At 56.9% G+C, this 23,545-nt stretch carries 18 protein-coding genes; all 18 read left to right on the forward strand.

The window, feature by feature from the left end; genetic code table 11:
• Positions 1 to 166 precede the first annotated feature (166 nt).
• Positions 167 to 1,801 carry a bacillithiol biosynthesis cysteine-adding enzyme BshC gene (gene bshC, locus ACFFK0_RS17090; protein ID WP_377471493.1) on the forward strand — a complete coding sequence of 545 codons (1,635 nt, stop codon included), beginning with the start codon at positions 167 to 169 and terminating at the stop codon, positions 1,799 to 1,801.
• 20 nt (positions 1,802 to 1,821) lie between these two features.
• Entirely contained in the window at positions 1,822 to 3,087 is a 1,266-nt protein-coding gene (locus ACFFK0_RS17095) for an adenosylhomocysteinase (protein WP_377471494.1), read from the forward strand.
• Between the two features lie 159 nt (positions 3,088 to 3,246).
• Positions 3,247 to 4,407 (forward strand): DUF4349 domain-containing protein, encoded by a 1,161-nt coding sequence (locus tag ACFFK0_RS17100; RefSeq protein ID WP_377471495.1) that lies wholly within the window; start codon positions 3,247 to 3,249, stop codon positions 4,405 to 4,407.
• A gap of 112 nt (positions 4,408 to 4,519) precedes the next feature.
• Complete coding sequence (gene mraZ, locus ACFFK0_RS17105; protein ID WP_377471496.1) at positions 4,520 to 4,957, forward strand: division/cell wall cluster transcriptional repressor MraZ; 438 nt, start codon at positions 4,520 to 4,522, stop codon at positions 4,955 to 4,957.
• Positions 4,958 to 4,998: 41 nt separating this feature from the next.
• Entirely contained in the window at positions 4,999 to 5,964 is a 966-nt protein-coding gene (gene rsmH, locus ACFFK0_RS17110; RefSeq protein ID WP_377471497.1) for a 16S rRNA (cytosine(1402)-N(4))-methyltransferase RsmH, read from the forward strand.
• Positions 5,965 to 5,968: 4 nt separating this feature from the next.
• Positions 5,969 to 6,433, forward strand: a complete 465-nt coding sequence (locus ACFFK0_RS17115; RefSeq protein WP_377471498.1) for a septum formation initiator family protein — start codon at positions 5,969 to 5,971, stop codon at positions 6,431 to 6,433.
• A 38-nt stretch (positions 6,434 to 6,471) separates the two neighbouring features.
• On the forward strand, positions 6,472 to 8,820 hold the full coding sequence (locus tag ACFFK0_RS17120; protein ID WP_377471499.1) for a penicillin-binding transpeptidase domain-containing protein: 2,349 nt from the start codon (positions 6,472 to 6,474) through the stop codon (positions 8,818 to 8,820).
• Positions 8,821 to 8,897: 77 nt separating this feature from the next.
• Positions 8,898 to 10,832, forward strand: a complete 1,935-nt coding sequence (locus ACFFK0_RS17125) for a stage V sporulation protein D (protein WP_377471500.1) — start codon at positions 8,898 to 8,900, stop codon at positions 10,830 to 10,832.
• Positions 10,833 to 10,882: 50 nt separating this feature from the next.
• A complete protein-coding gene (locus tag ACFFK0_RS17130) occupies positions 10,883 to 12,370 on the forward strand; it encodes a UDP-N-acetylmuramoyl-L-alanyl-D-glutamate--2,6-diaminopimelate ligase (protein ID WP_377471502.1) in 1,488 nt (495 codons plus the stop codon).
• Entirely contained in the window at positions 12,367 to 13,797 is a 1,431-nt protein-coding gene (locus ACFFK0_RS17135) for a UDP-N-acetylmuramoyl-tripeptide--D-alanyl-D-alanine ligase (RefSeq protein ID WP_377471503.1), read from the forward strand. Before ACFFK0_RS17130 ends, ACFFK0_RS17135 begins: the two co-directional genes overlap by 4 nt.
• 102 nt (positions 13,798 to 13,899) lie before the next feature.
• Positions 13,900 to 14,862 carry a phospho-N-acetylmuramoyl-pentapeptide-transferase gene (mraY, locus tag ACFFK0_RS17140; protein WP_377471504.1) on the forward strand — a complete coding sequence of 321 codons (963 nt, stop codon included), beginning with the start codon at positions 13,900 to 13,902 and terminating at the stop codon, positions 14,860 to 14,862.
• 5 nt (positions 14,863 to 14,867) lie between these two features.
• Positions 14,868 to 16,259 (forward strand): UDP-N-acetylmuramoyl-L-alanine--D-glutamate ligase, encoded by a 1,392-nt coding sequence (gene murD / locus ACFFK0_RS17145; protein ID WP_377471505.1) that lies wholly within the window; start codon positions 14,868 to 14,870, stop codon positions 16,257 to 16,259.
• 70 nt (positions 16,260 to 16,329) lie between these two features.
• Entirely contained in the window at positions 16,330 to 17,427 is a 1,098-nt protein-coding gene (gene spoVE, locus ACFFK0_RS17150; RefSeq protein ID WP_377471506.1) for a stage V sporulation protein E, read from the forward strand.
• Between the two features lie 9 nt (positions 17,428 to 17,436).
• Positions 17,437 to 18,504 (forward strand): undecaprenyldiphospho-muramoylpentapeptide beta-N-acetylglucosaminyltransferase, encoded by a 1,068-nt coding sequence (gene murG / locus ACFFK0_RS17155; RefSeq protein WP_377471508.1) that lies wholly within the window; start codon positions 17,437 to 17,439, stop codon positions 18,502 to 18,504.
• A gap of 220 nt (positions 18,505 to 18,724) precedes the next feature.
• Positions 18,725 to 19,633, forward strand: coding sequence for a UDP-N-acetylmuramate dehydrogenase (gene murB / locus ACFFK0_RS17160; protein ID WP_377471510.1), 909 nt, complete (start codon positions 18,725 to 18,727; stop codon positions 19,631 to 19,633).
• A gap of 16 nt (positions 19,634 to 19,649) precedes the next feature.
• Entirely contained in the window at positions 19,650 to 20,927 is a 1,278-nt protein-coding gene (murA, locus tag ACFFK0_RS17165; protein WP_377471511.1) for a UDP-N-acetylglucosamine 1-carboxyvinyltransferase, read from the forward strand.
• A gap of 95 nt (positions 20,928 to 21,022) precedes the next feature.
• Complete coding sequence (locus ACFFK0_RS17170) at positions 21,023 to 21,874, forward strand: cell division protein FtsQ/DivIB (protein WP_377471512.1); 852 nt, start codon at positions 21,023 to 21,025, stop codon at positions 21,872 to 21,874.
• Between the two features lie 382 nt (positions 21,875 to 22,256).
• Positions 22,257 to 23,516, forward strand: a complete 1,260-nt coding sequence (ftsA, locus tag ACFFK0_RS17175) for a cell division protein FtsA (RefSeq protein WP_377471513.1) — start codon at positions 22,257 to 22,259, stop codon at positions 23,514 to 23,516.
• Positions 23,517 to 23,545 lie beyond the last annotated feature (29 nt).

Below are 23,545 nucleotides of genomic sequence, written 5' to 3' on the forward strand. Positions count from 1 at the left end.
GTAAAATTTTTCAATAATTAAGGTTTCGTCTGTTCTGTGAGGTTTCTTGCAACGCTAGTGTCATGCGACCCCTTATTTGTACGATTTGGGTAATCAGCTGGTTATTTTTGACGCGGCTGACGCGCAGTTGTACAATGGGAGTATTGATCTCGGGGGAGGCAGTGCCGTGCAGATTGAAGCGATACATAGGAGTAGCGGTCAACCGATCGCCGAACATTACATGAAGCAGTTCGAAAGAGTGAGCGGACTGTTCGAATATAATACTTCCGATTCGGGCGTCTGGCAGGCCCGTGCGGAATGGCTTGACCGGGGGGATTATCCGCATGCCGGCCGCGAAGAGCTGGCCGCCGTGCTGCTTCGCTACCATGAAGCGATCGGCGGCGATCGGGCTGCCGCTGCCGGCATCGAGCAGCTGCGCAGCGGGGAGGCGCTGGCCGTCGTCGGCGGCCAGCAGGCGGGGCTGTTAACCGGCCCTCTGCTCGTCATGTACAAGGCGATAACGATTATTCAAACGGCTCGTCAAGCGGCGGAGAAGCTTGGCCGGCCCGTTGTGCCCGTGTTCTGGATCGCGGGCGAAGATCACGACTGGGACGAAGTCAATCATGTTCATCTGCTCTCCTCGGGAGCGGAGGTGCAGCGCATCCGTATGGTCAAGGAGGATGAACGGCGCACGTCTGTCAGCCGTACGCCGGTTTCCGATTCCGAATGGTCGGCGGTGCTAAGTGAGGTCGATGCTTCGCTTCCCGACTCGGAATATAAGGCGGAATGGATGGACAAGATGCGGACCGCAGCCGCGCAAAGCGGTACGCTTTCGGAGATGTTCGCCAGAATTTTGTCCATGCTGTTCGGGCGCTACGGGCTTATTCTGGTCGATGCCGACGACCCTGCGCTGCGGAAGCTGGAAGCTCCATGGTTTGAGCGGCTGGCTGCCGGCAGCCAGCCGCTCAACGAAGCGTTCTTGCAAGGGCAAGAGCGGGTAAAGTCGCTCGGATATCCGGTGCAGGCGGATGTCGCCGCGAATGCCGCCAACCTCTTTATTTTTGAAGGGGGAGAGCGGACTCTGCTGTTCAGAGACGATGACGGCACACTGGTGAACCGCCGAGGCACTGTCCGTTTGACGATGGATGAGCTGCTGGCCCGTGCGAGACGTGAGCCTGAATCGCTCAGCAACAACGTCATGACGAGACCGCTGATGCAGGAGTATGTGTTTCCTGTGCTGGCGACGGTGCTCGGGCACGGCGAAATTGCGTATTGGGCTCTGTTGAAGCAAGGTTTTGAGCATATGGGGATGAAGCTGCCGCCGATCGTGCCGCGCGTTGAAGTGACGCTGCTGGAGGGGGCGGTTCACAAGTACATGCGCAAGTTCGAGCTGTCGGTGGACGATGTGTTCGACCGGTTCGAGGAGCGGAAGAACGAATGGCTGAAATCCCGGGATACACTGGGGCTGGAAGACAAGTTTGCGGCGGTTAAGGCTGAATTTCACACGGCGTATCAGCCGTTGATCGAGCTGATTGCGGGCCTAAACCCTGGACTTCGCAAGCTTGGCGATACGAATATGACCAAAATTGACGAACAAATCGACTATATGCTCGCAAAAGGTTTGGATGCGCAAAAATCGCAGTTCGATACGGCGCTCCGGCAGCTGGAGCGAATTCGTGTATCGCTCGCCCCACACGGGAAGCCCCAAGAGCGAGTATATAATGTATTGATGGTTGTCAACCGTTATGGGGACGGCTGGCTTCATGAGCTGGCGGCGGCGCGTCTGCCGCTTGACGGACGGCATTTGCTCGTCTACTTGTAATCAGGGAGGAAATTGCGAACATGACAAACTCTATAAATCAAAGTATCGTAGCCGATATGAATCTGGCGCCCGAGGGACATCTGAAGATCGATTGGGCGAGCGCCCACATGCCGGTATTGAACCGGATCCGCGAGCAGTTCGAGAAGGAGAAGCCGTTTCAAGGTCTTAAGGTAACGATCTCCTTACATTTGGAAGCCAAGACCGCATACCTCGGCAAAGTGATTAAAGCCGGCGGAGCGGAAGTAACGATGACGCATTCCAATCCGCTTTCCACCCAGGATGACGTTTGTGCCGCGCTGGTCGAGGACGGCATTACCGTATTTGCGAAGCACAACCCGCCTCCGCAGGAATATAAGGAGCTGCTGGTGAAGGCGCTTGAGACGAAGCCGGATTTGATCATTGACGACGGCGGCGATCTCGTATCGACGCTGCACGGGGAGCGTCAGGACTTGCTGGCGACGGTGCGCGGCGGAGCGGAAGAGACGACGACGGGGATTCTTCGTCTTAAAGCGATGCAGAAGGAAGGGAAGCTGCAGTTCCCGATGGTCGCGGTTAACGATGCATTCTGCAAATATTTATTCGACAACCGCTACGGCACAGGCCAGTCCGTGTTCGACGGTATTAACCGGACGACGAACCTCGTCGTGGCCGGCAAGACGGTAGTCGTCTGCGGCTATGGCTGGTGCGGCAAAGGCGTAGCGATGCGGGCGAAAGGACTGGGCGCTCAGGTCGTCGTCGTGGAAGTCGATGCGATCAAAGCGGTGGAAGCGTACATGGACGGCTTCTCGGTCATGCCGATGATCGAAGCGGCGAAGGTCGGCGACTACTTTATTACGGTGACGGGCAATCGCGACATCATCCGCGGCGAGCATTACAAAGTCATGAAGGACGGAGCGATTCTCTCGAACGCCGGTCACTTCGACGTAGAGGTGAACAAACCGGAGCTTGACGCCCTGTCGGTAGCCAAGCGTACCGTTCGCCGCAACATCGAAGAGTATCAGCTGCACGACGGACGAAAAGTGTATTTGCTTGCCGAAGGCCGGCTGGTCAACCTAGCGGCGGGAGACGGACACCCGGCGGAAATTATGGATATGACGTTCGCCTTGCAGGCGCTGTCTCTTAAATATGTGAACGATCGTTACAAGGAAATCGGCAGGCAGGTCATGAACGTGCCTTACGAGCTTGACGAGCAAGTAGCCCGCTACAAGCTGGAGGCGCTTGGAATCGGAATCGATTCGCTGTCGGCCGAGCAGAAGGCGTATTTGGACAGCTGGGCGGAGCATTAAGCAATACAATTGCGGTCATAACGAGCGCGTGCATTCGGTTTTCGGACCGGGTGCCGCGCTTTTCGTTTTTCGGGCTTCATCGCCCGCTTCAGCAACCTTTCCTCTATCCCTTCCGTTAAGAGGGTGTGTGTCTAATATTTGGTTATGGAGGCGAGCGAGATGGGGGTCTTACAGAAAAACGGAGAGCTGCAGCGGAGAGGGCTGTCTGTAAACGGAACCGGTGAATGGAAGGGGAGTCTGAATAGAATATTTGCGGCTGCAGCTACAGGCATTTTGCTGCTGGGGTTGCTCGCCGGATGCAGCAGCGGCCAGCAGGATGCGGCGGCGAAGAGCTCGAACGGCGCGAGCGCGACAGCATCCGTTGCAAGAACGGAGGAGGCGCTGCCGGCCGCTGCAGACGGGAGTGCGGTACCTGCGGGGGATGCAAAGGCGGCTTCAAGCCAGACGCAAGCAGCGCCCAGCCAGCCTGCAACGGCTCCGAGCAGTCCTGCGCCTATGGTGCCTGCGGCCGGTATTACCCCGCCGATCGGCGCGGGAGACACGGGCGATGCATTCAACCGCAAGCTGATTTACAAGGCAAATCTTGTGATGGAGGTCCAAGATTACGGCGAAGCACAAACCCAGCTCCGCAATTTGGCCGCGCTGAGCGGAGCGTTCATCCTGCAATTTAACGAAACGTCGAACGACCTTGAGCGAAGCGGCAATTACACGATCAAAGTGGCGGCTGCCGGCTTCACTTCTTTCTTGGACGGACTGGAGAAGATCTCCCCGTCGCTGCAGCGCAGTGTGCAGGGGCAGGACGTCACCGAAGAGTACGTCGATCTGGAAGCCAGACTGAAGGCGAAGCAGGCGGTGGAAGCGAGATTGCTTGCTTTTATGGAGAAGGCGCAGAAGACGGAAGATCTCGTTGCGTTCTCGAATGAGCTGTCGAAGGTGCAGACGGAGATCGAGCAAATTAAAGGACGCATGCGCTATCTGGATCAAAATGTAACGCTGTCGACCATTGAGCTGCGAATGTATCAGAAGCTTAAAGCTAATGCCGTGACGAAGACGGAGGGGAAAGCGTCGTTCGGCGAAAGGCTGCAGCAAGCTTGGCTCGGCTCGATCGGCTTCCTGAGCGATTTCGGGCAAGGCGTGCTGATAGTCCTTGTTACAATTTTCCCGGTCCTTATTCTGATCGCGGTGGTCGCCGCCATATACCTCTATGTCCGAAAGTCAAGAGCTCGCAAGCTGCAGCAAGTCAGAGCCGAATTGAGGCAAAATGCCGCCTTGCCAGACAGGGCGCAGGTTGACGGCGGTTCGCCGCCTTCCGAGAATTGAAAAAAAGTTTCCATCCTGCCGGTTTCCCGGCAGGATTTTTGTTTTCAGTGGAGAATTTATACGTAAAAGTGGTGGAAAGTGGGGCAAAGTGGGGGAGAGGGGGACAGCCGGGATGTTCATGGGGGAATATCAGCACAGCATCGACGAGAAGGGCCGTATGATTATTCCCGCCAAGTTCCGTGAAGCTCTCGGTGATCAATTCGTCGTCACCCGCGGCCTCGACAGCTGCTTATTCGTTTATCCGAAATCCGAATGGGCGGTGCTGGAGCAGAAGCTTAAGGCGCTGCCGCTTATGAAGTCCGATGCGCGCGCTTTCACCCGCTTCTTCTTCTCGGGAGCGACTGAATGCGAGCTCGACAAGCAGGGCCGGGTCAATTTGCCCAACAACTTGATCGAGCATGCCAAGCTGGACAAAGATTGCGTAGTTATCGGGGTTTCCAACCGGGTGGAGATTTGGAGCAAATCGACTTGGGAAAACTACTACAACGAGTCCGAGCAATCGTTCAATGAAATCGCCGAGAAGCTGGTCGATTTCGATATTGATTTGTAGCCGGACATGCTCCGTAATCGCCTGAACAGGGAGGAATTTCGTTGTTTCATCATGTAACCGTACTGTTGGAGGCGTCCGTCGACGCGCTCCAAGTGAAGCCCGATGGGGTATATGTCGACTGCACGCTGGGAGGCGCGGGGCACAGCTTGTTGATTGCCTCCAGGCTGGGGCCGAACGGATTGTTAATTGCGCTAGATCAGGACGACGCCGCTCTGGCCAATGCCGAGCAGCGGCTTGCGCCGTACCGGGACCGGGTGAAGCTCGTCAAATCGAATTTCCGGTATTTGGAGGATGTGCTCCGCGCGGAGCCGCGGGCGATGCGGGACGGCGTTCCCGCCGTAGACGGCATTCTGTATGACCTCGGCGTGTCGTCGCCGCAGCTCGACGAAGCCGAACGCGGCTTCAGCTATCAGCATGACGCGGAGCTGGACATGCGTATGGATCGCTCTACGGAGCTGACCGCGAAGACGATCGTGAACGAATGGCCGGCCGACAAGCTGGCACGCATCTTGTTTGAATACGGCGAGGAGAAATTTTCCCGCCGGATTGCGGCGAAGATCGTAGAGGCGCGCAGCGAAGGGACGATTCGGACGACCGGACAGCTGGCGGAGCTTGTCAAAGAGGGCATCCCCGCAGCGGCGCGGCGAACCGGCGGTCATCCGGCCAAGCGAAGCTTTCAGGCGCTGCGCATCGCCGTCAACGACGAGCTGGGCGCCTTCGAGGATTCGCTGAAGCAAGCGGTCGAGTGCTTGGCGCCGGGAGGCAGAGTGGCGGTTATCACGTTCCACTCGCTGGAGGACCGGATTTGCAAGCAGTTGTTCGCGAAAAATGTTGAAACCTGTACATGTCCGCCGGATTTTCCTGTCTGTGTTTGTCGGAAAGAAGGGGCTTTGAAATTATTTAATCGCAAGCCGATCGAAGCGAGCGCGGAAGAGCTTGAAGCGAACCCGAGAGCGAGATCGGCTAAGCTGCGAGTAGCGGAGAAATTACCTAAGGAGGGGACCTGATACGATGGCGGCATACATTCAAGGCAATCTGGCAAGAAAGCCGAAGCAGGATACCGTACAGAAGCTGAAAGTGAAAGAAACACGGAAAGTGGTAGTTCGTACCAAGTCATTGCCAACGCAGGAAAAGCTGTTATATTTATTTACGGTAGCCGTTCTCGTTATCGCGTCCGTGGTAATTCTTTGGCGCTATGCGCAAATTTACCAGATGAACGCCGCCATCCTTCAGGTCCAGCAAGAAATCAAGCAAATGCAAGCGGAAAATATGGCCTTAAAGCAGCAGATCGACAAGCTGCAAAGTCCGGACCGGCTGAAGGAAGAGGCTGTCGCACGCGGATTCGTGCCTGTCGACGAATCGGTGCAGCCGCAGCAGCAATCCGCATCCAAGACGGCGAACGCGCAGAAGAGTCAGCCTGCAAAGACAACTGCCGCGGCGAAAGACGGAACGAAGAAGGCAGTCGCACAGCGGTAAACGCTTTGAGAACATAAGAGTTAATGAGGTTGATACATATGCCCAAAAAGTTAAAATGGCGTACACTGATGATAGGGGGGCTTTTCACCCTCTTTTTTGTTGGGTTGGTCGTTAGGCTGTATTGGGTTCAAGTCGTTCAGGCCTCATGGCTTCTTGAACAGGCGCAAGTACGCTGGGAGGCGGACAAAACCATTCAGCCGGCGCGCGGCGACATAGTCGACCGTAAGGACAAGGTGCTGGCGGAAGATGCGCCCGCCTATACGGTGGCGATCTCTCCGCGGCTGATCGTGCAGAACAAGATCGAGAACGATGTCGTCCTCGGTCTATCCGCGATTTTGAAGTCGTCCGAAGACGGCTCGGATATTCCGTTGATTCAGGAGCATCTGCGCGAGCTCGTTGCGAAGAAGAAGGAGGACGGCACGCCGCGAGATCAGGTGGAGGTACGTCCGGACGGCTGGAAGATCGACAAAGAGCAGGCGGACCAAGTGAAAGCGCTGACCGCCGAGCTGCAAGCCCGTCTCAAGAAAAAGAGCCCGTCGTCGGTCGGCATTTCGCTGATCGAGGAAAAGAAGCGGTATTATCCCGGCGGTACGCTTGCCGCGCATGTGCTTGGCTACAGCGATAAAGAAGGCAAAGCGATAATGGGCATCGAAGCTCAAATGGACGACATACTGAAGGGCGTTCCCGGACGTATCAACTACGAGAAAGCTGCCTCTGGGATAGAGCTCCCCGATGCGAAGGTAACGATTGAGCCTGCTGTCGACGGGAAGAACGTGCGTCTGACGATTGACAAAAGCATCCAATTCTATATCGAAAACGCAATGGCGAAAGTTGCCGAGAAGTTTCAGCCGAAAAGTATGGCCGTTGTCGCCGCCGATCCGCGTACGATGGAGATTCTAGGCATGGCCAGCTATCCGACGTTCAATCCGAACCGGTATTGGTCGGTGGGCAAACCGGATGCTTTTATGAACCGCACGATTGCGGCTCAGTTCGAGCCGGGCTCGACGTTCAAGCTGGTTACGCTGGCTGGAGCGGTGGAGGAAGGATTGTTTCGTCCTAACGATCAATATCAATCGGGATCGATTCGAGTGAGCGACCGAACGCTCCATGACCATAACGAGATCGGGTGGGGACGCATTTCTTACTTGGACGGATTGAAGCGTTCCAGTAACGTTGCGTTCGTGAAGCTCGGACTGGAGGCGCTCGGTACCGATAAGCTGAAGGCGTACATTCAAAACTTCGGCTTCGGGGCGAAGACGAATGTGGACATCGCCGGAGAGCTGAAAGGCTCCATTCCGATGAAGTACGCTTCGGAATTTGCGACGGCTACATATGGGCAGGGATTAACGGTTACCGCTTTGCAGCAAGCGGCTGCATATGCTGCCATTGCAAATGGCGGCAAGCTGATGAAGCCCTACGTCGTCAAAGACATTGTCGATGCGAAGACGGGCCAGGTCGAGATGAGCACGAAGCCGGAGGTCGTCCGGCAAGTCGTCAGCGAAGCTACGGCGAAGCAGGTGACGGAATACTTGGAACAGGTCGTTTCCGATCAACAGATCGGTACGGGCCGCAAGGCGTACATCGACGGCTACCGTATCGCCGGCAAGACGGGTACGGCGAACTTCGTCGGCGAGAAGGGCGGATATGCCGTCGGGCGCTGGAACATTTCGTTCGTCGGCTATGCGCCTGTGGAAAATCCGCAGATCTTGATCGCGATTATCGTCGAGGACCCGGACTTGAAGGGCGACTATCATGCGGGCAGTGAAGTCGGACCGCCGCTGTTCCGGGACATTATGGCGCAATCGCTTCAATATTTAGGTATTCCCCCTACGGTCAATGTCAATAACAAATCGGCCAAGCCTCCGTTCACGCTCAAAGAAGTGACGCTGTCCGTACCCGATTTGGTCGGGATGTCGGTTGCGGATGCGAAGGCGGCGGCCGGCAAGTATGGCCTCAAGCTGGAGACACTCGGCAATGGCGATAAGATTGTCAAGCAGTTCCCGCTGCCGGGAGCGCAAATTACGGGCTCCCAGCTCGTTGAGGTGGCGCTTCAGGAAGCCGACCTGACACTGCCGAATCTCGTCGGCCGGAGCTTGCGGGAAGCGGTTGAGGTATGTTCGTTCGCAGGTGTTTCGTGCACCGCGGTCGGCGAAGGCTATGTCGTCGGACAGGAAACTGCCGAGAACGGCGTCGTTTCGCTGCAGCTGCGAGCCCCCGACGATGCTTCGGCTGCGGCGGAAACGTTGGCGGCGGACAATGCGGCGAAGAACAGTGCTTCTAAGAATAGTGCTTCCAAAGATAATTCGTCGAAAGACAGTTCGACGAAAGACAGTTCAGCGAAGCAAAGCCCGCCGCCGGCCAAGAAAGACACTTCTGCGAGCCGATAGCTTGTTCTAACCCCTGGTTGTCCCGAATAGTCATGAAAGAAAGGATCATGGCTTTGGAGACAGGAGGGGTTAGCCGTATGCGCGTATCGAATGTCACTGTCCGCCGCAGGCTGTTTATTGCACTTATTGTCGGCACCTGTATTTTCGTCGGCCTATTGGTGCGGCTCGCCTACGTGCAGCTCTGGAAAGGCAGGGAGCTGGCGCAAGCTGCCGAGGACAATTGGCGGAGGCAAATTACGGTTACGCCGAAGCGCGGAGAGATTTGGGACCGCAACGGGACGAGACTTACGTACAACGTCAGCACACCGACGGTGATGGCCGTACCGGCTCAAATTAAGGACAAGCCGGGCACGGCGAAGCAGCTTGGCGACATCCTGGGCATGCCGGCGGACGATATTCTGAGTATCATCTCGAAGCGGCAATCATCGGTTTACATCAAACCGGCGGGCCGCAAAATTTCTCTGGAAAAAGCCGATGAAGTCCGCAAGCTGGAGCTGGACGGCATCTATGTTACGGAAGATAACAAGCGTTATTATCCGTTCGGCTCGCTGGCCTCGCATATTCTCGGGTTCACGGGAATTGACAACCAGGGCTTGACCGGAGTAGAAGCGAAGTACGACAAGCAAATGACCGGCGTGAAAGGATACATTACGTATTTGTCGCAGGCAAACGGGGACAAGATGCCCGGCTCGACCTCCGGCTTCGAGCAGCCGCTCAACGGACTGAACCTGCAGCTTACGATCGATTATCATCTGCAATCGGTTGTGGAGCGGGAGCTTCAGCAAGCGATGGTCAAATATCAGGCGGAGCACGCCATTGCCATAATGATGGATCCGAATAACGGGGAAATATTGGCGATGTCGGGCTATCCGACGTATGAGCCGAGCCATTTTGCCGACTATCCGGTCGAGACGTATAACCGCAACTTGCCGATCTGGATGACGTACGAGCCCGGTTCGACGTTTAAGATCATAACGCTTGCGGCGGCTCTTAACGAGAAGAAGGTCGATCTGAAGAACGAAACGTTCCACGATCCCGGCGCCGTTGAGATCGGCGGGGCGCGTCTGCGCTGCTGGAAGCGGGGCGGACACGGCAGCGAGACGTTCCTGGAGGTTGTGGAAAATTCATGTAACCCGGGCTTCGTTGCTCTGGGCAACAGGCTCGGCAAGGAGACGCTCTTCGATTATATCAATCGCTTCGGCTTCGGCCGGAAGACGGGCATCGATCTGGGCGGCGAAGAGAACGGCATTCTGTTCAAGCTGTCCCGCGTCGGACCGGTTGAGCTCGCGACTACAGCGTTCGGCCAAGGGGTATCGGTGACGCCGATCCAGCAGGTTGCGGCGGTGTCGGCGGCGATTAACGGCGGCAAGCTGTACCAGCCGCATGTCGGCAGGGCGCTGGTTAATCCCGACAATGGCGAGGTCGTGCAGCGCATGGAGCCGAAGCTTGTACGCGATAATGTCATCAGCCCCGATACGTCCCGCCAGGTTCGGGAAACGCTGGAAAGCGTCGTCGCCAAAGGCACCGGTAAAAACGCGTTCATCGACGGCTACCGGGTCGGCGGCAAAACCGGTACGGCCCAGAAGGTCATCGGCGGCCGGTACTCGTCTACGGAGCATATCGTGTCGTTCATCGGCTTCGCGCCTGCGGACAATCCGCGCGTCGTCGTTTACGCGGCCGTCGATAATCCGAAGGGGCTGCAGTTCGGAGGCTTGATCGCTGCACCGCTCGTAAAGAACATTATGGCCGAATCGCTGCGATATTTGAAGGTAGAGCCTAGCAAAAATCAGCTGGAACGGGAATACACTTATGGAGAGCTGACCCCGCCGATCGTCGAGGTTCCGAATTTGATCGGGGCTACCGTTCAAGATATATTGGAAGACATGAACGATGACTTCCTGCTCGCGAAGTCCGGAAACGGCTCGACGGTCATCAATCAGGTGCCGAAGCCGGGAACGCGGGTTGAGAAGGGGTCGACGATCCGAGTATACTTATCCGACACCGGTCAATAATGATTGCTAGTTGACGGGTATCGGTGGAAAGTGCTGGAGGAGGAAGCGGAATGCTGCTCAAGGAACTTGCTTCGCTGCTTGTCTTGTCGCGCGTCATCGGGGACGGCGAAACGGAATTTACGGATGTGCAGATCGATTCGCGGAAAGTAGGACAGGGACATCTGTTCATCTGTGTTCCCGGCTTTGTCGCCGACGGTCATGAGTTTGCCCCGAAGGCCGTACAGGCAGGAGCGTCTGCGCTTGTGACGCAGCGGCCGCTTGATTTGCCGGTACCGCAGCTCGTCGTGCCCGATACGAGATTCGCAATGGCAGTTATCGCCGCTCATGTGTTCGGGTATCCGAGTCACGGCATGAACCTGATCGGCATTACCGGGACGAACGGCAAGACGACGACGACTTATGTACTGGAGCATCTGCTGCGTGAGCGCGGCTTCCGTACGGGGCTTATGGGCACGATCCGGATGAAATACGGGGATGTGACGATCGAAGCGGAGCGTACGACGATGGAAGCGCTGGACCTGCAGCGCAGCTTGCGCAAGATGCTCGATGCCGGGACGGAGTATGCGGTCATGGAAGTATCCTCCCATGCACTGGAGCTCGGCAGAGTCAAGGGTACGCGCTTCCGAACGGCGATTTTTACGAATTTGACTCAGGATCATCTCGACTTCCACGAATCGATGGAGCAGTACGAAGCGGCGAAAGGGCTGCTGTTCTCGCGGCTCGGCAATACGTTCTCGGCAGATCCGGCCCAACGGCAGTTCGCGGTATTGAATGCGGACGATCCGGTCTCGGCGCATTACGCCAAGCTGACCAGCGCACAGGTGATCACCTACGGCATCGACCGCGATGCCGACGTGAGTGCGAAGGACATCCGCTTAACCTCGGGAGGAACGGCATTCACCTTACATACGTTTGCGGGCTCGGCGGAAGTCGTCATGCGGCTCGTCGGTAAATTTAACGTATATAATGCGCTCAGCGCCGTCGCCGCTTGCCTGGCGGAAGGGATCGCGCTGCACGACATCGCAGCAAGCCTCGGTACGGTTGCCGGTGTTGACGGACGAATGGAGCGTGTCGATGCCGGTCAGCCGTACTTGGTGCTCGTCGATTACGCGCATACGCCGGACAGTCTCGAGAAGGCGCTGACAACGATACGGGAATTTGCGCAGGGCAGCATTATTACCGTGTTCGGCTGCGGAGGCGACCGGGATCGGACGAAACGGCCGATCATGGGCCGTGTTGCTGCGGAGCACAGCGATTGTGTCATCGTTACCTCGGACAATCCGCGCAGCGAGGATCCGCATGCGATCCTGAACGACATTGTGCCCGGTTTACGCGATGCCGGACTCGCTTCAGAGCAATATGCGCTCGTTCAGGACCGCCGTGCGGCGATACAAATGGCTATTGATAGGGCAGGCCCTCAAGATGTAGTATTGATAGCGGGTAAAGGTCATGAAACGTATCAAGAGATAAACGGGGTAAAATACGAATTTGACGACCGCCGCGAGGCGGAAGCAGCGATAAGGAGTCGAGGCCGATGATGCGACGGACCATCGCGCAGATCGAGCGGATGCTGGCAAGGCGGTACGCCGGACAACTGGAGAGCAGGACGAAGGAAGAGGCGGAACGGCTCGTCATCGGCGTTTCGACGGATACGCGGACGATTGCGCAAGGGAACTTGTTCGTGCCGCTCGTCGGCGAAAAGTTCGACGGGCATCAATACGCTCAGCAGGCTGTCGATAAAGGCGCAGCTGCTGTATTGTGGCAGCGGGGGCATGAAGCTGAGCCTCCGCAAGGGGCGCCGCTCATTCTCGTTGACGACACGCTGGGGGCGCTGCAGCAGCTTGCCAAAGCATATAGGCAGGAGCTTGACATGAAGGTTGTCGGCATCACCGGCAGCAACGGCAAGACGACGACGAAGGACCTTGTTCACGCCGTCTTGGCTGTGCAGTACCGTGTCCATAAGACGCAAGGCAATTTGAACAATCATATCGGCCTGCCGCTGACGCTGCTGCAATTGAGCGAGGACACGGAAGCGGCCGTGCTGGAGATGGGCATGAGCGGCCGTGGCGAGATCGAACTGCTGTCCGGCATCGGTGCGCCCGATATCGCCGTCATTACGATTATCGGCGAGTCGCATCTGGAACAGCTTGGGTCGCGAGAAGAAATCGCCAGAGCGAAAGTTGAAATTTTGTCCGGTCTTGCCGATGGAGGATTGTTCGTCTATAACGGCGACTCCGAATTGATTGAAGCCGTGCTTCCGGAGATGCCGAAGCCTAAGACAATGCGTACCGTGCGCTTCGGGATGGGACAGGACTGCGATCTGTTTGCGTCGAATGTGCAAATGACCGCGGACGGGGCGCATTTTACGCTGAATGACGGCGGTGCTGTTGAGTTTGCGATTCCGCTGCTCGGACGCCATAACGTCACGAATGCGATCGCGGCGATTGCCGTCGGACGTGAGCTCGGCATCAGCGACGAGTGCATCGCCGAGGGTTTGGCCTCCGTCCAAATGACGGGCATGCGCATCGAGGTGCGCCAGGCTCCGTCGGGACTGACGGTGCTGAACGATGCCTACAATGCTTCCCCGACATCGATGGAAGCTGCGCTGAAGCTTTTGGCCGAGCTCGGCGGCTTCCGGTGCAAATTCGCCGTACTCGGCGACATGCTGGAGCTGGGACCGCAGGAAGCTGAGCTGCACCGCGGCATCGGCGAACGAATCGGGCCGGAGACGGCGGATTACTTGTTGACGTACGGGGAGCGGGCCCGCCACATCGCGGATGGCGCTCTCATCCGGCTTCCTGCCGATCGTATACGCTCGTTCAACGATAAAAGAGAGCTGGCGCAGCACCTTCTGACCTTAGCGGAGCCGAATGACGTCGTATTGGTTAAAGGCTCGCGCGGCATGCGGCTTGAGGACGTCGTCGCCGTGCTGCTCGGCGATGAGCCGGCAGGGAGCGGTCATTAGAATATCTAAAGGATAAACGCCCGATTTCCGGAGCCTACTCCCTTTAAAACGAATGATGCTACGAATCTTGTTAAGCAATCCCAAACATTGGAGGATTCCGACGTGGATCTCAAAGTGATCTTATTAACGATGGGTGCGGCATTTCTGATTGCGCTCATCGCCGGGCCCCTGTTCATTCCGATGCTGCGGAGATTGAAGTTCGGCCAGCAAATCCGCACGGAAGGCCCGCAGAGCCATCAGAAGAAATCCGGCACCCCGACTATGGGCGGAATTATTATTTTGCTCGCCTTGACGCTGGCGGTTATCCGCTTTGCCGACAAAAATATGGATCTTATCATTCTGCTCATTGCTACGCTCGGATACGGTCTGGTCGGCTTCCTGGACGACTACATCAAAATTTTGTTCAAGCGCTCGCTAGGCTTGACGGCCAAGCAGAAGCTGCTCGGACAATTTATCGTGTCGGTCATCGTTTGCGTGCTGCTCGTGCAGCAGGGGCACAGCATGGATCTGCCGATTCCCTTCTTCGACGTGAAGCTGCCGATGGGCTGGCTGTACTTGCCGTTCGTGTTCATCATCATGCTCGGCGCTTCCAATGCAGTGAATTTCACCGACGGCTTGGACGGCCTGCTGGCCGGAACGGCGGCGATCGCCTTCGGCGCGTATGCCATCATCGCGATGAACAATACGATGCCCGAAGTGGCGATCTTTTGTGCGGCGATGATCGGGGCCGTACTCGGCTTCCTCGTATTCAACGCGCATCCGGCCAAGGTGTTCATGGGCGACACCGGTTCGCTCGGCATCGGAGGCGGCCTGGCGGCTGCGGCAATTTTGACCAAGTCGGAGCTGCTGCTTATCGTTATCGGCGGCGTGTTCGTCATGGAAATGCTGTCGGTTATTATCCAAGTCGTATCGTTCAAGACAAGAGGCAAGCGCGTCTTCCGCATGAGCCCGATTCACCATCACTTCGAGCTGGTCGGCTGGTCCGAGTGGCGCGTCGTGTTGACGTTCTGGGCTTCGGGGCTCGTCTTAGCCGGTATCGGACTCTATATTAACGAGGTGTTCTAATACGTATGAAGCATCCGCGCGACTATCAAGGCGAACACATCGTCGTTCTGGGGCTGGCCCGCAGCGGCGTTGCGGCAGCCAAGCTGTTTCACGATTACGGTGCGACCGTCGTCGTAAACGATAAAAAAGAACGAACCCAGTGCCCCGAAGCCGAAGAGCTCGAGGCACTGGGCATTTCTGTGTTATGCGGCTCCCATCCGGAAGGCCTGATTCATCCGGGCGTAGCGCTCGTCGTGAAAAATCCGGGCATCCCTTACCATATCGAACCGCTGCAGAAGGCGGCCGAGCTTGGGATCGATATCGTTACCGAGGTGGAGGTTGCCGCTCGCATCTGCCAGGCGCCAATCATCGGAATTACCGGCTCCAACGGGAAAACGACGACAACGACGTTGATCGGACTTATGCTCGAGGAAGCAGGCCTTAAGCCGATCGTAGCCGGCAACATCGGCCGTGCCTTAACGGAGGCGGCCCAGGAAGCGACGGCGGACAACCGGATGGTCGTCGAACTGAGCTCGTTCCAGCTTAAAGGCACGCAGCAGTTTCACCCGGCCGTCGCCTGCCTGCTCAATATCTATGAGACGCATCTCGACTATCATGGCGATATGAACGATTACATAAGCTCCAAGGCGAAGCTGTTTGCGAACCAGACGGAAGCCGATACGGCCGTGCTGAACATGGACGACGAAGTATGCAAACGACTGGCGCCGTCGGTGCAGGCCAAGCTGCTTCCGTTCTCGCGAACGCAGGAGCTGAGCTACGGCTGCTTCCAGCAGGACGCTACGTTAGTGTATCGCGATCGAGACGGTATTGCACACCCTATCCTGGACGCAGCGGAGCTCGGCATTAAAGGAAGCCACAATGTGGAAAATGCGCTTGCCGCAGCGGCGGTCTCCATAGCGGCAGGCGCGGATCTCGGCTCCATCGCCAAGGTGCTGCGCGAATTCCGCGGTGTCGAGCATCGTCTCGAATGGGTGCGCCGAGTGGGAGAGGTCACCTTCTATAACGATTCGAAAGCGACGAATCCGGCAGCGACGCTCAAATCGATCGATGCGTTCGACCGGAAGCTCATCCTCATCGCCGGCGGGCTTGACCGGGGCTCGGATTATATGGAGCTTCTGCCTGCATTCCGGACGCAGGTGAAGGGACTGGTTACGCTCGGCGAGACGCGCGCGAAGCTGGACCGGGTAGCGGAGCTGGCGGGATTAACGAGCCGCAAAACCGTCGATAATGGTGAACATGCAGAGGACGCCGTTGCCGAAGCGGTAGCAGCCGCCTACGCCATGGCCGGGCCCGGTGACATCGTGCTGCTGTCGCCGGCATGCGCCAGCTGGGACATGTTCGCTTCCTACGAGATTCGAGGACGCATGTTTAAGGAGTCCGTGCATAAATTGAAGTAGGGCGGTAAACAAGCTTAGCTTGTCCGAGAGGTTTGCCGCCCCAGTATGCGACGGCAGAGGTGTCCCGGATATGGCTAAAGCGCGTTCTGCGCCCGATTTGTACTTGATTGCCGCTACCTTGCTCATCTTGACGATCGGCGTTATTATGGTGTACAGTGCGAGCGCCGTGCTCGCCTTCCGCGAGTTCGGCGACTCCTTCTATTACTTGAAGCGGCAGGCGTTGTTCGCCGCGCTCGGCATCGGCGCGATGTTTTTTACGATGAATGTGGATTATTGGGTATGGAAGAAGTATGCAAAGCTAATTTTGATCGTTTGCTTCGTACTGCTCGTACTCGTACTCATTCCGGGTATCGGGGTCGTGCGCGGGGGGGCCCGTTCGTGGCTCGGCATCGGCGCGTTCGGCATACAGCCTTCGGAATTCATGAAGATGGGTATGATCTTGTTCCTGTCCAAGTGGCTGTCGCAAGAGCAGTCCGGCATAACGCATTTCACGAAGGGGTTGCTGCCGCCGCTCGGGCTTATGGGTCTCGCCTTCGGTCTCATTATGCTTCAGCCGGACCTTGGCACCGGCGCCGTCATGTGCGGCGCTTCGCTGCTCATTATTTACACCGCAGGCGCACGGATCAAGCATTTGGGCATGCTGGCGCTCGTCGGGGTGGCCGGCTTTGTCGGACTGGTCATCGCCGCCCCTTACCGGCTTAAGCGGATTACCGGCTTTCTCGATCCGTGGTCCGATCCGCTCGGTACGGGCTATCAGATCATTCAGTCGCTCTATGCGATCGGACCCGGCGGTCTCGTCGGGCTCGGCCTCGGCATGAGCCGCCAGAAATACAGCTACCTGCCCGAGCCGCAAACGGACTTTATTTTCTCCATCGTTTCCGAGGAGCTTGGCTTTATAGGCGCGTCGACGGTGCTGCTCTTGTTCTTGCTGCTGATCTGGCGTGGCATGCGGGCGGCCGTAACGGCCCCCGATACGTACGGATCGCTGCTCGCGGTAGGCATTACCGGCATGATTGCCGTACAAGTCATCATTAATATCGGCGTCGTGATCGGCGCGTTTCCGGTCACCGGCATTACGCTGCCGCTCGTCAGCGCCGGCGGCTCGTCGCTCACGCTCATTCTCGCATCCATAGGAATACTTCTAAATATATCCCGATATTCGAGGTGAACGGATTCCATGCGTACCATCGTCTTCACCGGCGGAGGCTCCGCCGGCCACGTAACGCCGAATTTGGCGCTGATCGCACGGCTGCGGGAGCTCGGCTGGAGGGTCGAGTATATCGGCTCAAGCACCGGGATCGAGAAAGATATTATCCGGCACGAGAAGATTCCGTTCCATTCGATTTCTTCCGGCAAGCTGCGTCGTTATTTCGATCTTAAAAATTTCAAGGATCCGTTCAAGGTTGCCAAAGGGGTTCTCGACGCTTACGTCCTGCTTCGCAAGCTGAAGCCGGACGTCGTCTTTTCCAAAGGGGGCTTCGTGTCCGTTCCCGTTGTTGTCGCCGCAAAGATGCGGGGCATACCGGTGCTGATTCACGAATCGGACATGACGCCGGGACTGGCCAACAAGCTGTCCGTTCCGTTCGCTTCGAAAGTATGCGTCACGTTTCCCGAGACGCTCAAGCATATTAAAGGCGGAAAGGCCGTCTGCACCGGACTTCCGATCCGCGACGGCCTGCTGCAGGGCAGTGCGGCGAGGGGGCTGCAGCTGTGCGATTTTCACCGGCAGAAGCCGGTTCTGCTCGTGATGGGTGGCTCGCTGGGCGCACAGAAGATCAATGAAGCGGTGCGGGCGTCGCTTGGAGAGCTGCTGCTGCGTTTGCAAATCGTTCATATTTGCGGCAAAGGCCATCTCGACCCGTCGCTCGAGGGCAAACACGGCTACAAGCAGTTCGAATATGTGAAGGATGAGCTTCCCGATCTGCTGGCCATGGCGGACATTGCATTGTCCCGCGCAGGCTCGACTTCGATCTTTGAATTTTTGACGCTGCGCAAGCCGATGCTGCTCATCCCGCTTTCCCGTCAAGCGAGCCGGGGGGACCAGATTTTGAACGCCGAATCGTTCCGCTCTCAAGGCTATGCCGCCGTACTGCCGGAGGAAGAGCTGGAGCCTCGGACGCTTGTTGCAAGCATTGAACAATTGCAAGCGCGGGCGGACGAGATGCGCAAGGCGATGCAAGGCGGGGGAGCGGACCGCGGAACGGAAGCGGTGCTCGGCCTGATCGTGCAGACGGCAGGCGCCTAATTCTTGCTTATCCGACGAATTGGTTAGGCTATTGTCACACTCTCCGGGCTCTTACATAAACTACACTATAACCGTGACAGACACCCAAGGCATTCGGAGCTGCGCTATTGCGATGCGTGGCCACCATCCAAGGCGCCGCCCGAATGTGAATTTCGAAGCTTCACCGCTTGAGCAGCGGCGAAGCTTCGGTCCCCTTGCGGTCTGTGAAGGAGGTTAGCTCATGTCATCCGTAATTGCCGCATTACAGGCAGCGTCAATCGGTGAAATCAAACTTCATGAACCGCTTGCCGCATATACGACTTGGAAGATCGGCGGTCCCGCCGATGTACTGCTCATCCCTGAAACCAAAGAAAAGCTGGCGGAGACCGTTCGCATCCTGCATCGGTTCGGCGAACCGTGGACGGTGCTCGGACGCGGCTCCAACATGCTGATCAGCGACAAGGGGATAAGAGGCTTTGTCCTGAAGCTCGGCCCTGCTCTGGATACGCTGCATATTGATGGCACGACACTGGTTGCAGGCGGCGCCTATTCGTTCATCAAGCTGTCGGTAATGGCGGGCAAGGAAGGATTGACAGGGCTTGAATTCGCAGGCGGCATTCCCGGATCGGTGGGAGGCGCCGTCTATATGAACGCAGGGGCTCACGGGTCGGATGTGTCACGCATTTTGACGCGAGCCGAGCTTGTTCTGGAGAATGGGGAATTGGCAACGCTGAATCGCGATCAGCTGCAGTATGCTTACCGGCACTCTGTACTGCATCATGATTTGAAGGGCATCGTCACGGAGGCGGAATTCAAGCTGGAGCATGGCGACCGTAAAGAGATTGCGGCAGCTCTGGCCGCTTACAAGGACCGGCGTTTGCGGACGCAGCCGCTGCAGCTGGCTTGTGCCGGCAGCGTATTCCGCAACCCGGAAGGCCATTTCGCCGCCAAGCTGATCGAAGACGCGGGTCTGAAAGGTTTTCGTATCGGCGGAGCCGAAGTGTCGACGCTCCATGCCAATTTCATCGTAAATACCGGGCAAGCGACCGCAAGCGACGTTCTCTCCCTGATGGAGGAAGTACAGCGCGTCGTGCTGGAAAAGTTCGGCGTTGGGCTGAATCCGGAAGTACTGGTGGTGGGAGAGCGGTAAACTCGGAGGTGGAACTTTGGAGAAGCTCTTCATTGAAGGCGGGAGACCTCTTTCTGGAGCGATCAGCATTCACGGCGCCAAGAACGCGGCGCTTCCGATTCTAGCCGCAAGCATGATGGCCGGCGGCGTGCATACGCTCCGTAATGTGCCGGATTTGCTCGATATTCGTACGATGCTGCAAATTTTGAAAGGGCTGGGCTGCGAAGCCGAGCTGGAAGGCGATACGATTACCCTCAATACCGCTACGGCCGTTTCGTTCCATGTTCCCGAGGAACTGATGCGGCAAATGCGCTCGTCGATCTTCCTGATGGGACCGCTGCTGGCGCGCTTCGGCTGTGTGCACGTATCCCAGCCGGGAGGCTGCGCGATCGGCGAGCGGAAGATCGATCTTCACCTCAAAGGCCTCTCTGCGCTTGGCGCGCAGATCGAAGAAACGCCGAACGCGATTATTTGTGCGGCCGATCAGCTGCGCGGCACGGATATCGTGCTGGATTTCCCGAGCGTCGGCGCGACCGAGAATATCATGATGGCGGCGGCGCTTGCCGAAGGCGTAACGACGATCTTTAACGCCGCCCGCGAACCGGAAATTCAAGATCTGCAAAATTATTTGAATGCAATGGGAGCCGACATCATCGGCGCGGGGACGGATACGATCACGATTCGCGGCGTGCGCGAGCTGCAGCCGGTCGAATACTCCATTATCCCTGACCGCATTGTCGCTGGCACGGTGCTCGTCGCGGCTGCGGCTACACGAGGCAGCGTAACGCTGGAGAACGTAAATCCGGCACATTTGACGTCCGTCATTCATGCGCTGAAGCGGGCAGGTGTTCAAATGACGGTCGGCGATGATATAATACAAGTAAGCTGCTCGGGTAGACCGCGGGCGGTGGAGCGCATCGTGACATCGCCGTATCCGGCGTTTCCGACCGATCTTCAGGCGCAGGTAATGGTGCTGCTGACACTCGCCGACGGCATGAGTATTATGAAGGAAACGATCTTCGAAGGCAGATTCAAGCATGTGGATGAACTGTCACGCATGGGCGCCGACATTCGCATCGATCTGAATTCGGCTTTCATCCGCGGTGTTCCGAGGCTGTACGGGGCGACGGTGGAAGCGACCGACCTGCGGGCCGGCGCTGCGCTGGTCATAGCCGGTCTGGCCGCTCACGGCACGACGATCGTGGAGCAAATTCATCATATTGATCGCGGCTATGACCGGATCGAGCTAATGCTTAGCAAGCTGGGCGCGAACATTCGCCGTATGGCCGCCGTTCCGTCGGAAACGTCCAATTGATCTCATTCGTTTATTCGTTCCTTATCCTTTCCGCTTTGTTCGCGGGAAGGATAAGGGTTCTGTTTTTTTCTCACATGATGCGAGGTGGATGTTCAGTGCCTGACGATCGGGTCATGCCGGTGCTTCGGGAGCCTCAGCGGCGCAGCCGCAGCAACCGGAAACTGCTCGTGCTGCTATTTCTATTTTTTATGACGGTACTGGTTATCTTATTCTTCCAATCTTCACTCAGCAAAATCAGCGCGATCGAAATTCAAGGGAACGAATTTCTCGCTACGGAAACGATCGCGAAGGCTTCCGGCATCGCAGTGGGCGATCATTATTTTGCTCACAGCCGGACAAGCATCGCAAACAGTGTCAGCAAGGTGCCGATGGTGCAGTCGGTGGATGTCCGCAAACGGTTCCCGGGGCTTGTCACCATCGAAGTCAAGGAATACCCGAAGGTGGGCTTTGAGCTTGCGGACGATGGGAAAATGCTGGCGGTACTGGCCGACGGCTCCACATCGCCGCTCCAGAAGCCAGGCGCCGTTCCGGACAAGCCGCTGCTGACCGGCTGGAAGGCCGACGACCCGAACCGCCTCAAGCTGTGTGCGGCGTTGTCGATGATTCCGGCAGCGCTGCTGAGCGATATTTCGGAGATCAAACCGGATCCGACGAACGGCTTTGAGGACAAAATCAAAATGTACACCCGTTCCCAGTACATCGTGGAGACGACGATATCGTATTTGCCGGAGAAGATCGGCCGGCTTCCCTCGATCGTGGATAATCTTCAAGAAAATAACGTGCACGGAGGCGTCATCACGATGCTTCTGACCGATTCGCACGCTCCGCTTGGCAGCGGCAGCTCCGACGCTTCGAATAAGAACGACGGCGCTGTTCAACAAAAGGAGCAGGACAAGCCTACAGGAAAACCGGCGACGGCGAATGAGGATGACAAGAAGTCGGGCTGATGCCAATCTCTCGAAAGCCCCTAAGTTGATTAGGATTGGAAACGTTGGGAATGATAGCTGTCGTGCTATTTATCAGCATCGGGAGCATACCTCGCGTGAATCGTGTGCGAATGTCTCTTTGTTCGGTGTGCTGGCCGGAATGGCGGAGAGCCCGTAAGCCTGACGTTTGTGAAAAAATAGACTACTCAACTGGTAAAAAGCATGTTAGAATTATCATTATGGGATTTTTACAGCTTACCCTTTCATTGCTACTTTTGTATACGGCGCGAAACTTGAAAAATATTGTTGAAAAAAGAGGGAATCTCGCCGCTGTGTGGAATAAGTAACGTAAGATTTGCGACTCAGCCCCAAGTTTAATGAGGATACGGGAGGTGCCACGGGCTTGAGCAGTAACGACATCATTGTCAGTTTGGACATCGGTACATCCAAGGTTCGGGCGATTATCGGAGAGATCGCCGGCGGAACCATTAATATAATCGGTGTAGGCTCAGCGGACTCGGAAGGCATTCGTAAAGGAGCTATCGTCGATATCGATCAGACGGTTCAATCGATCCGGAACGCAGTCGACCACGCGGAGCGCATGGTCGGCATTACCATCGATACCGTATATGTCGCCATTACCGGCAATCACATTTTGCTCCAATCGAGCCACGGCGTCGTGGCCGTTTCGAATGAAGACCGCGAGATCGGCGACGAAGACATCGATCGGGTCATCCAGGCGGCGCGCGTCATCGCTTTGCCCCCGGAGCGGGAGATCATCGGGGTCGTACCGAAGCAGTATTTGGTTGACGGACAGGAAGGCATTCACGATCCGCGCGGCATGATCGGCGTTCGCCTGGAGGTGGAGGCTTCCATCATCACCGGCGCCAAAACATCGATTCACAATTTGATTCGCGTGGTCGAGAAGGCGGAGCTGAAAATCGGCGGGCTCATTCTCTCGTCGCTTGCAGCAGGCCATCTTTCCCTCTCAAAGGATGAGAAATCGATCGGCACCGTACTCGTGGACGTAGGCGCAGGAGCCACTACGATCGCCGTGTTTGACCAAGGCAACCTGGCCGCTACGACTACGCTTCCGATCGGCGGGGAATTTATTACGAACGATATCGCCATCGGCCTCAGGACGCAGGTGGAAGCGGCCGAGCTGATTAAGCTCAAATACGGCTGTGCCATCGTCGAAGATGCGGCCCCGGATCAGTTGTTCAAAGTGACTCGAATCGGAAGCAATGTCGATAAAGAGTTTTCTCAGGTGGATTTGGCCAATATTATCGAGCCTCGCGTTCAGGAAATTTTCCAGCTCATTCGCGCTGAGGTGCAGCGTCTCGGTTATGGCGACGTGCCGGGCGGGTACGTGCTGACCGGCGGAACGGTGTCCATGCCGGGCATTCTGGCGGTGGCCCAGCATGAGCTGGAGACATCGGTGCGCATTGCGCTTCCTGAATTTATCGGTGTTCGGGATCCGTCTTTTACTAGCGGCGTAGGCGTCATCCAATTCGCATCGAAATATATGCGCTCGCGTCAGCCGTCGTATAACAAGAAGGCGTCGCCCCCAACCGTTAAATCTGCGGCTAAAGCGAACAAGTCGAACCCGGACAAGCCTGGTGTGTTCGAAAGATTCAAAAATTGGCTGAGCGAATTTATTTAGATTGATTGCACAATGAGGGGGAAGACCGG

This window comes from Paenibacillus chartarius (assembly GCF_042432825.1).
Lineage (GTDB): Bacteria > Bacillota > Bacilli > Paenibacillales > NBRC-103111 > Gordoniibacillus > Gordoniibacillus chartarius.

Excerpts from the sequence above, each read along its gene's own strand:
- ACFFK0_RS17100 (WP_377471495.1), top strand. The coding sequence starts at position 3,247 with ATGGGGGTCTTACAGAAAAACGGAGAGCTGCAGCGGAGAGGGCTGTCT.
- spoVE (WP_377471506.1), top strand. The coding sequence starts at position 16,330 with ATGGCTAAAGCGCGTTCTGCGCCCGATTTGTACTTGATTGCCGCTACC.
- ACFFK0_RS17125 (WP_377471500.1), top strand. The coding sequence starts at position 8,898 with ATGCGCGTATCGAATGTCACTGTCCGCCGCAGGCTGTTTATTGCACTT.
- mraZ (WP_377471496.1), top strand. The coding sequence starts at position 4,520 with ATGTTCATGGGGGAATATCAGCACAGCATCGACGAGAAGGGCCGTATG.
- ACFFK0_RS17120 (WP_377471499.1), top strand. The coding sequence starts at position 6,472 with ATGCCCAAAAAGTTAAAATGGCGTACACTGATGATAGGGGGGCTTTTC.
- murB (WP_377471510.1), top strand. The coding sequence starts at position 18,725 with ATGTCATCCGTAATTGCCGCATTACAGGCAGCGTCAATCGGTGAAATC.
- ACFFK0_RS17135 (WP_377471503.1), top strand. The coding sequence starts at position 12,367 with ATGATGCGACGGACCATCGCGCAGATCGAGCGGATGCTGGCAAGGCGG.
- ACFFK0_RS17130 (WP_377471502.1), top strand. The coding sequence starts at position 10,883 with ATGCTGCTCAAGGAACTTGCTTCGCTGCTTGTCTTGTCGCGCGTCATC.
- ACFFK0_RS17115 (WP_377471498.1), top strand. The coding sequence starts at position 5,969 with ATGGCGGCATACATTCAAGGCAATCTGGCAAGAAAGCCGAAGCAGGAT.
- ACFFK0_RS17095 (WP_377471494.1), top strand. The coding sequence starts at position 1,822 with ATGACAAACTCTATAAATCAAAGTATCGTAGCCGATATGAATCTGGCG.
- murD (WP_377471505.1), top strand. The coding sequence starts at position 14,868 with ATGAAGCATCCGCGCGACTATCAAGGCGAACACATCGTCGTTCTGGGG.
- murG (WP_377471508.1), top strand. The coding sequence starts at position 17,437 with ATGCGTACCATCGTCTTCACCGGCGGAGGCTCCGCCGGCCACGTAACG.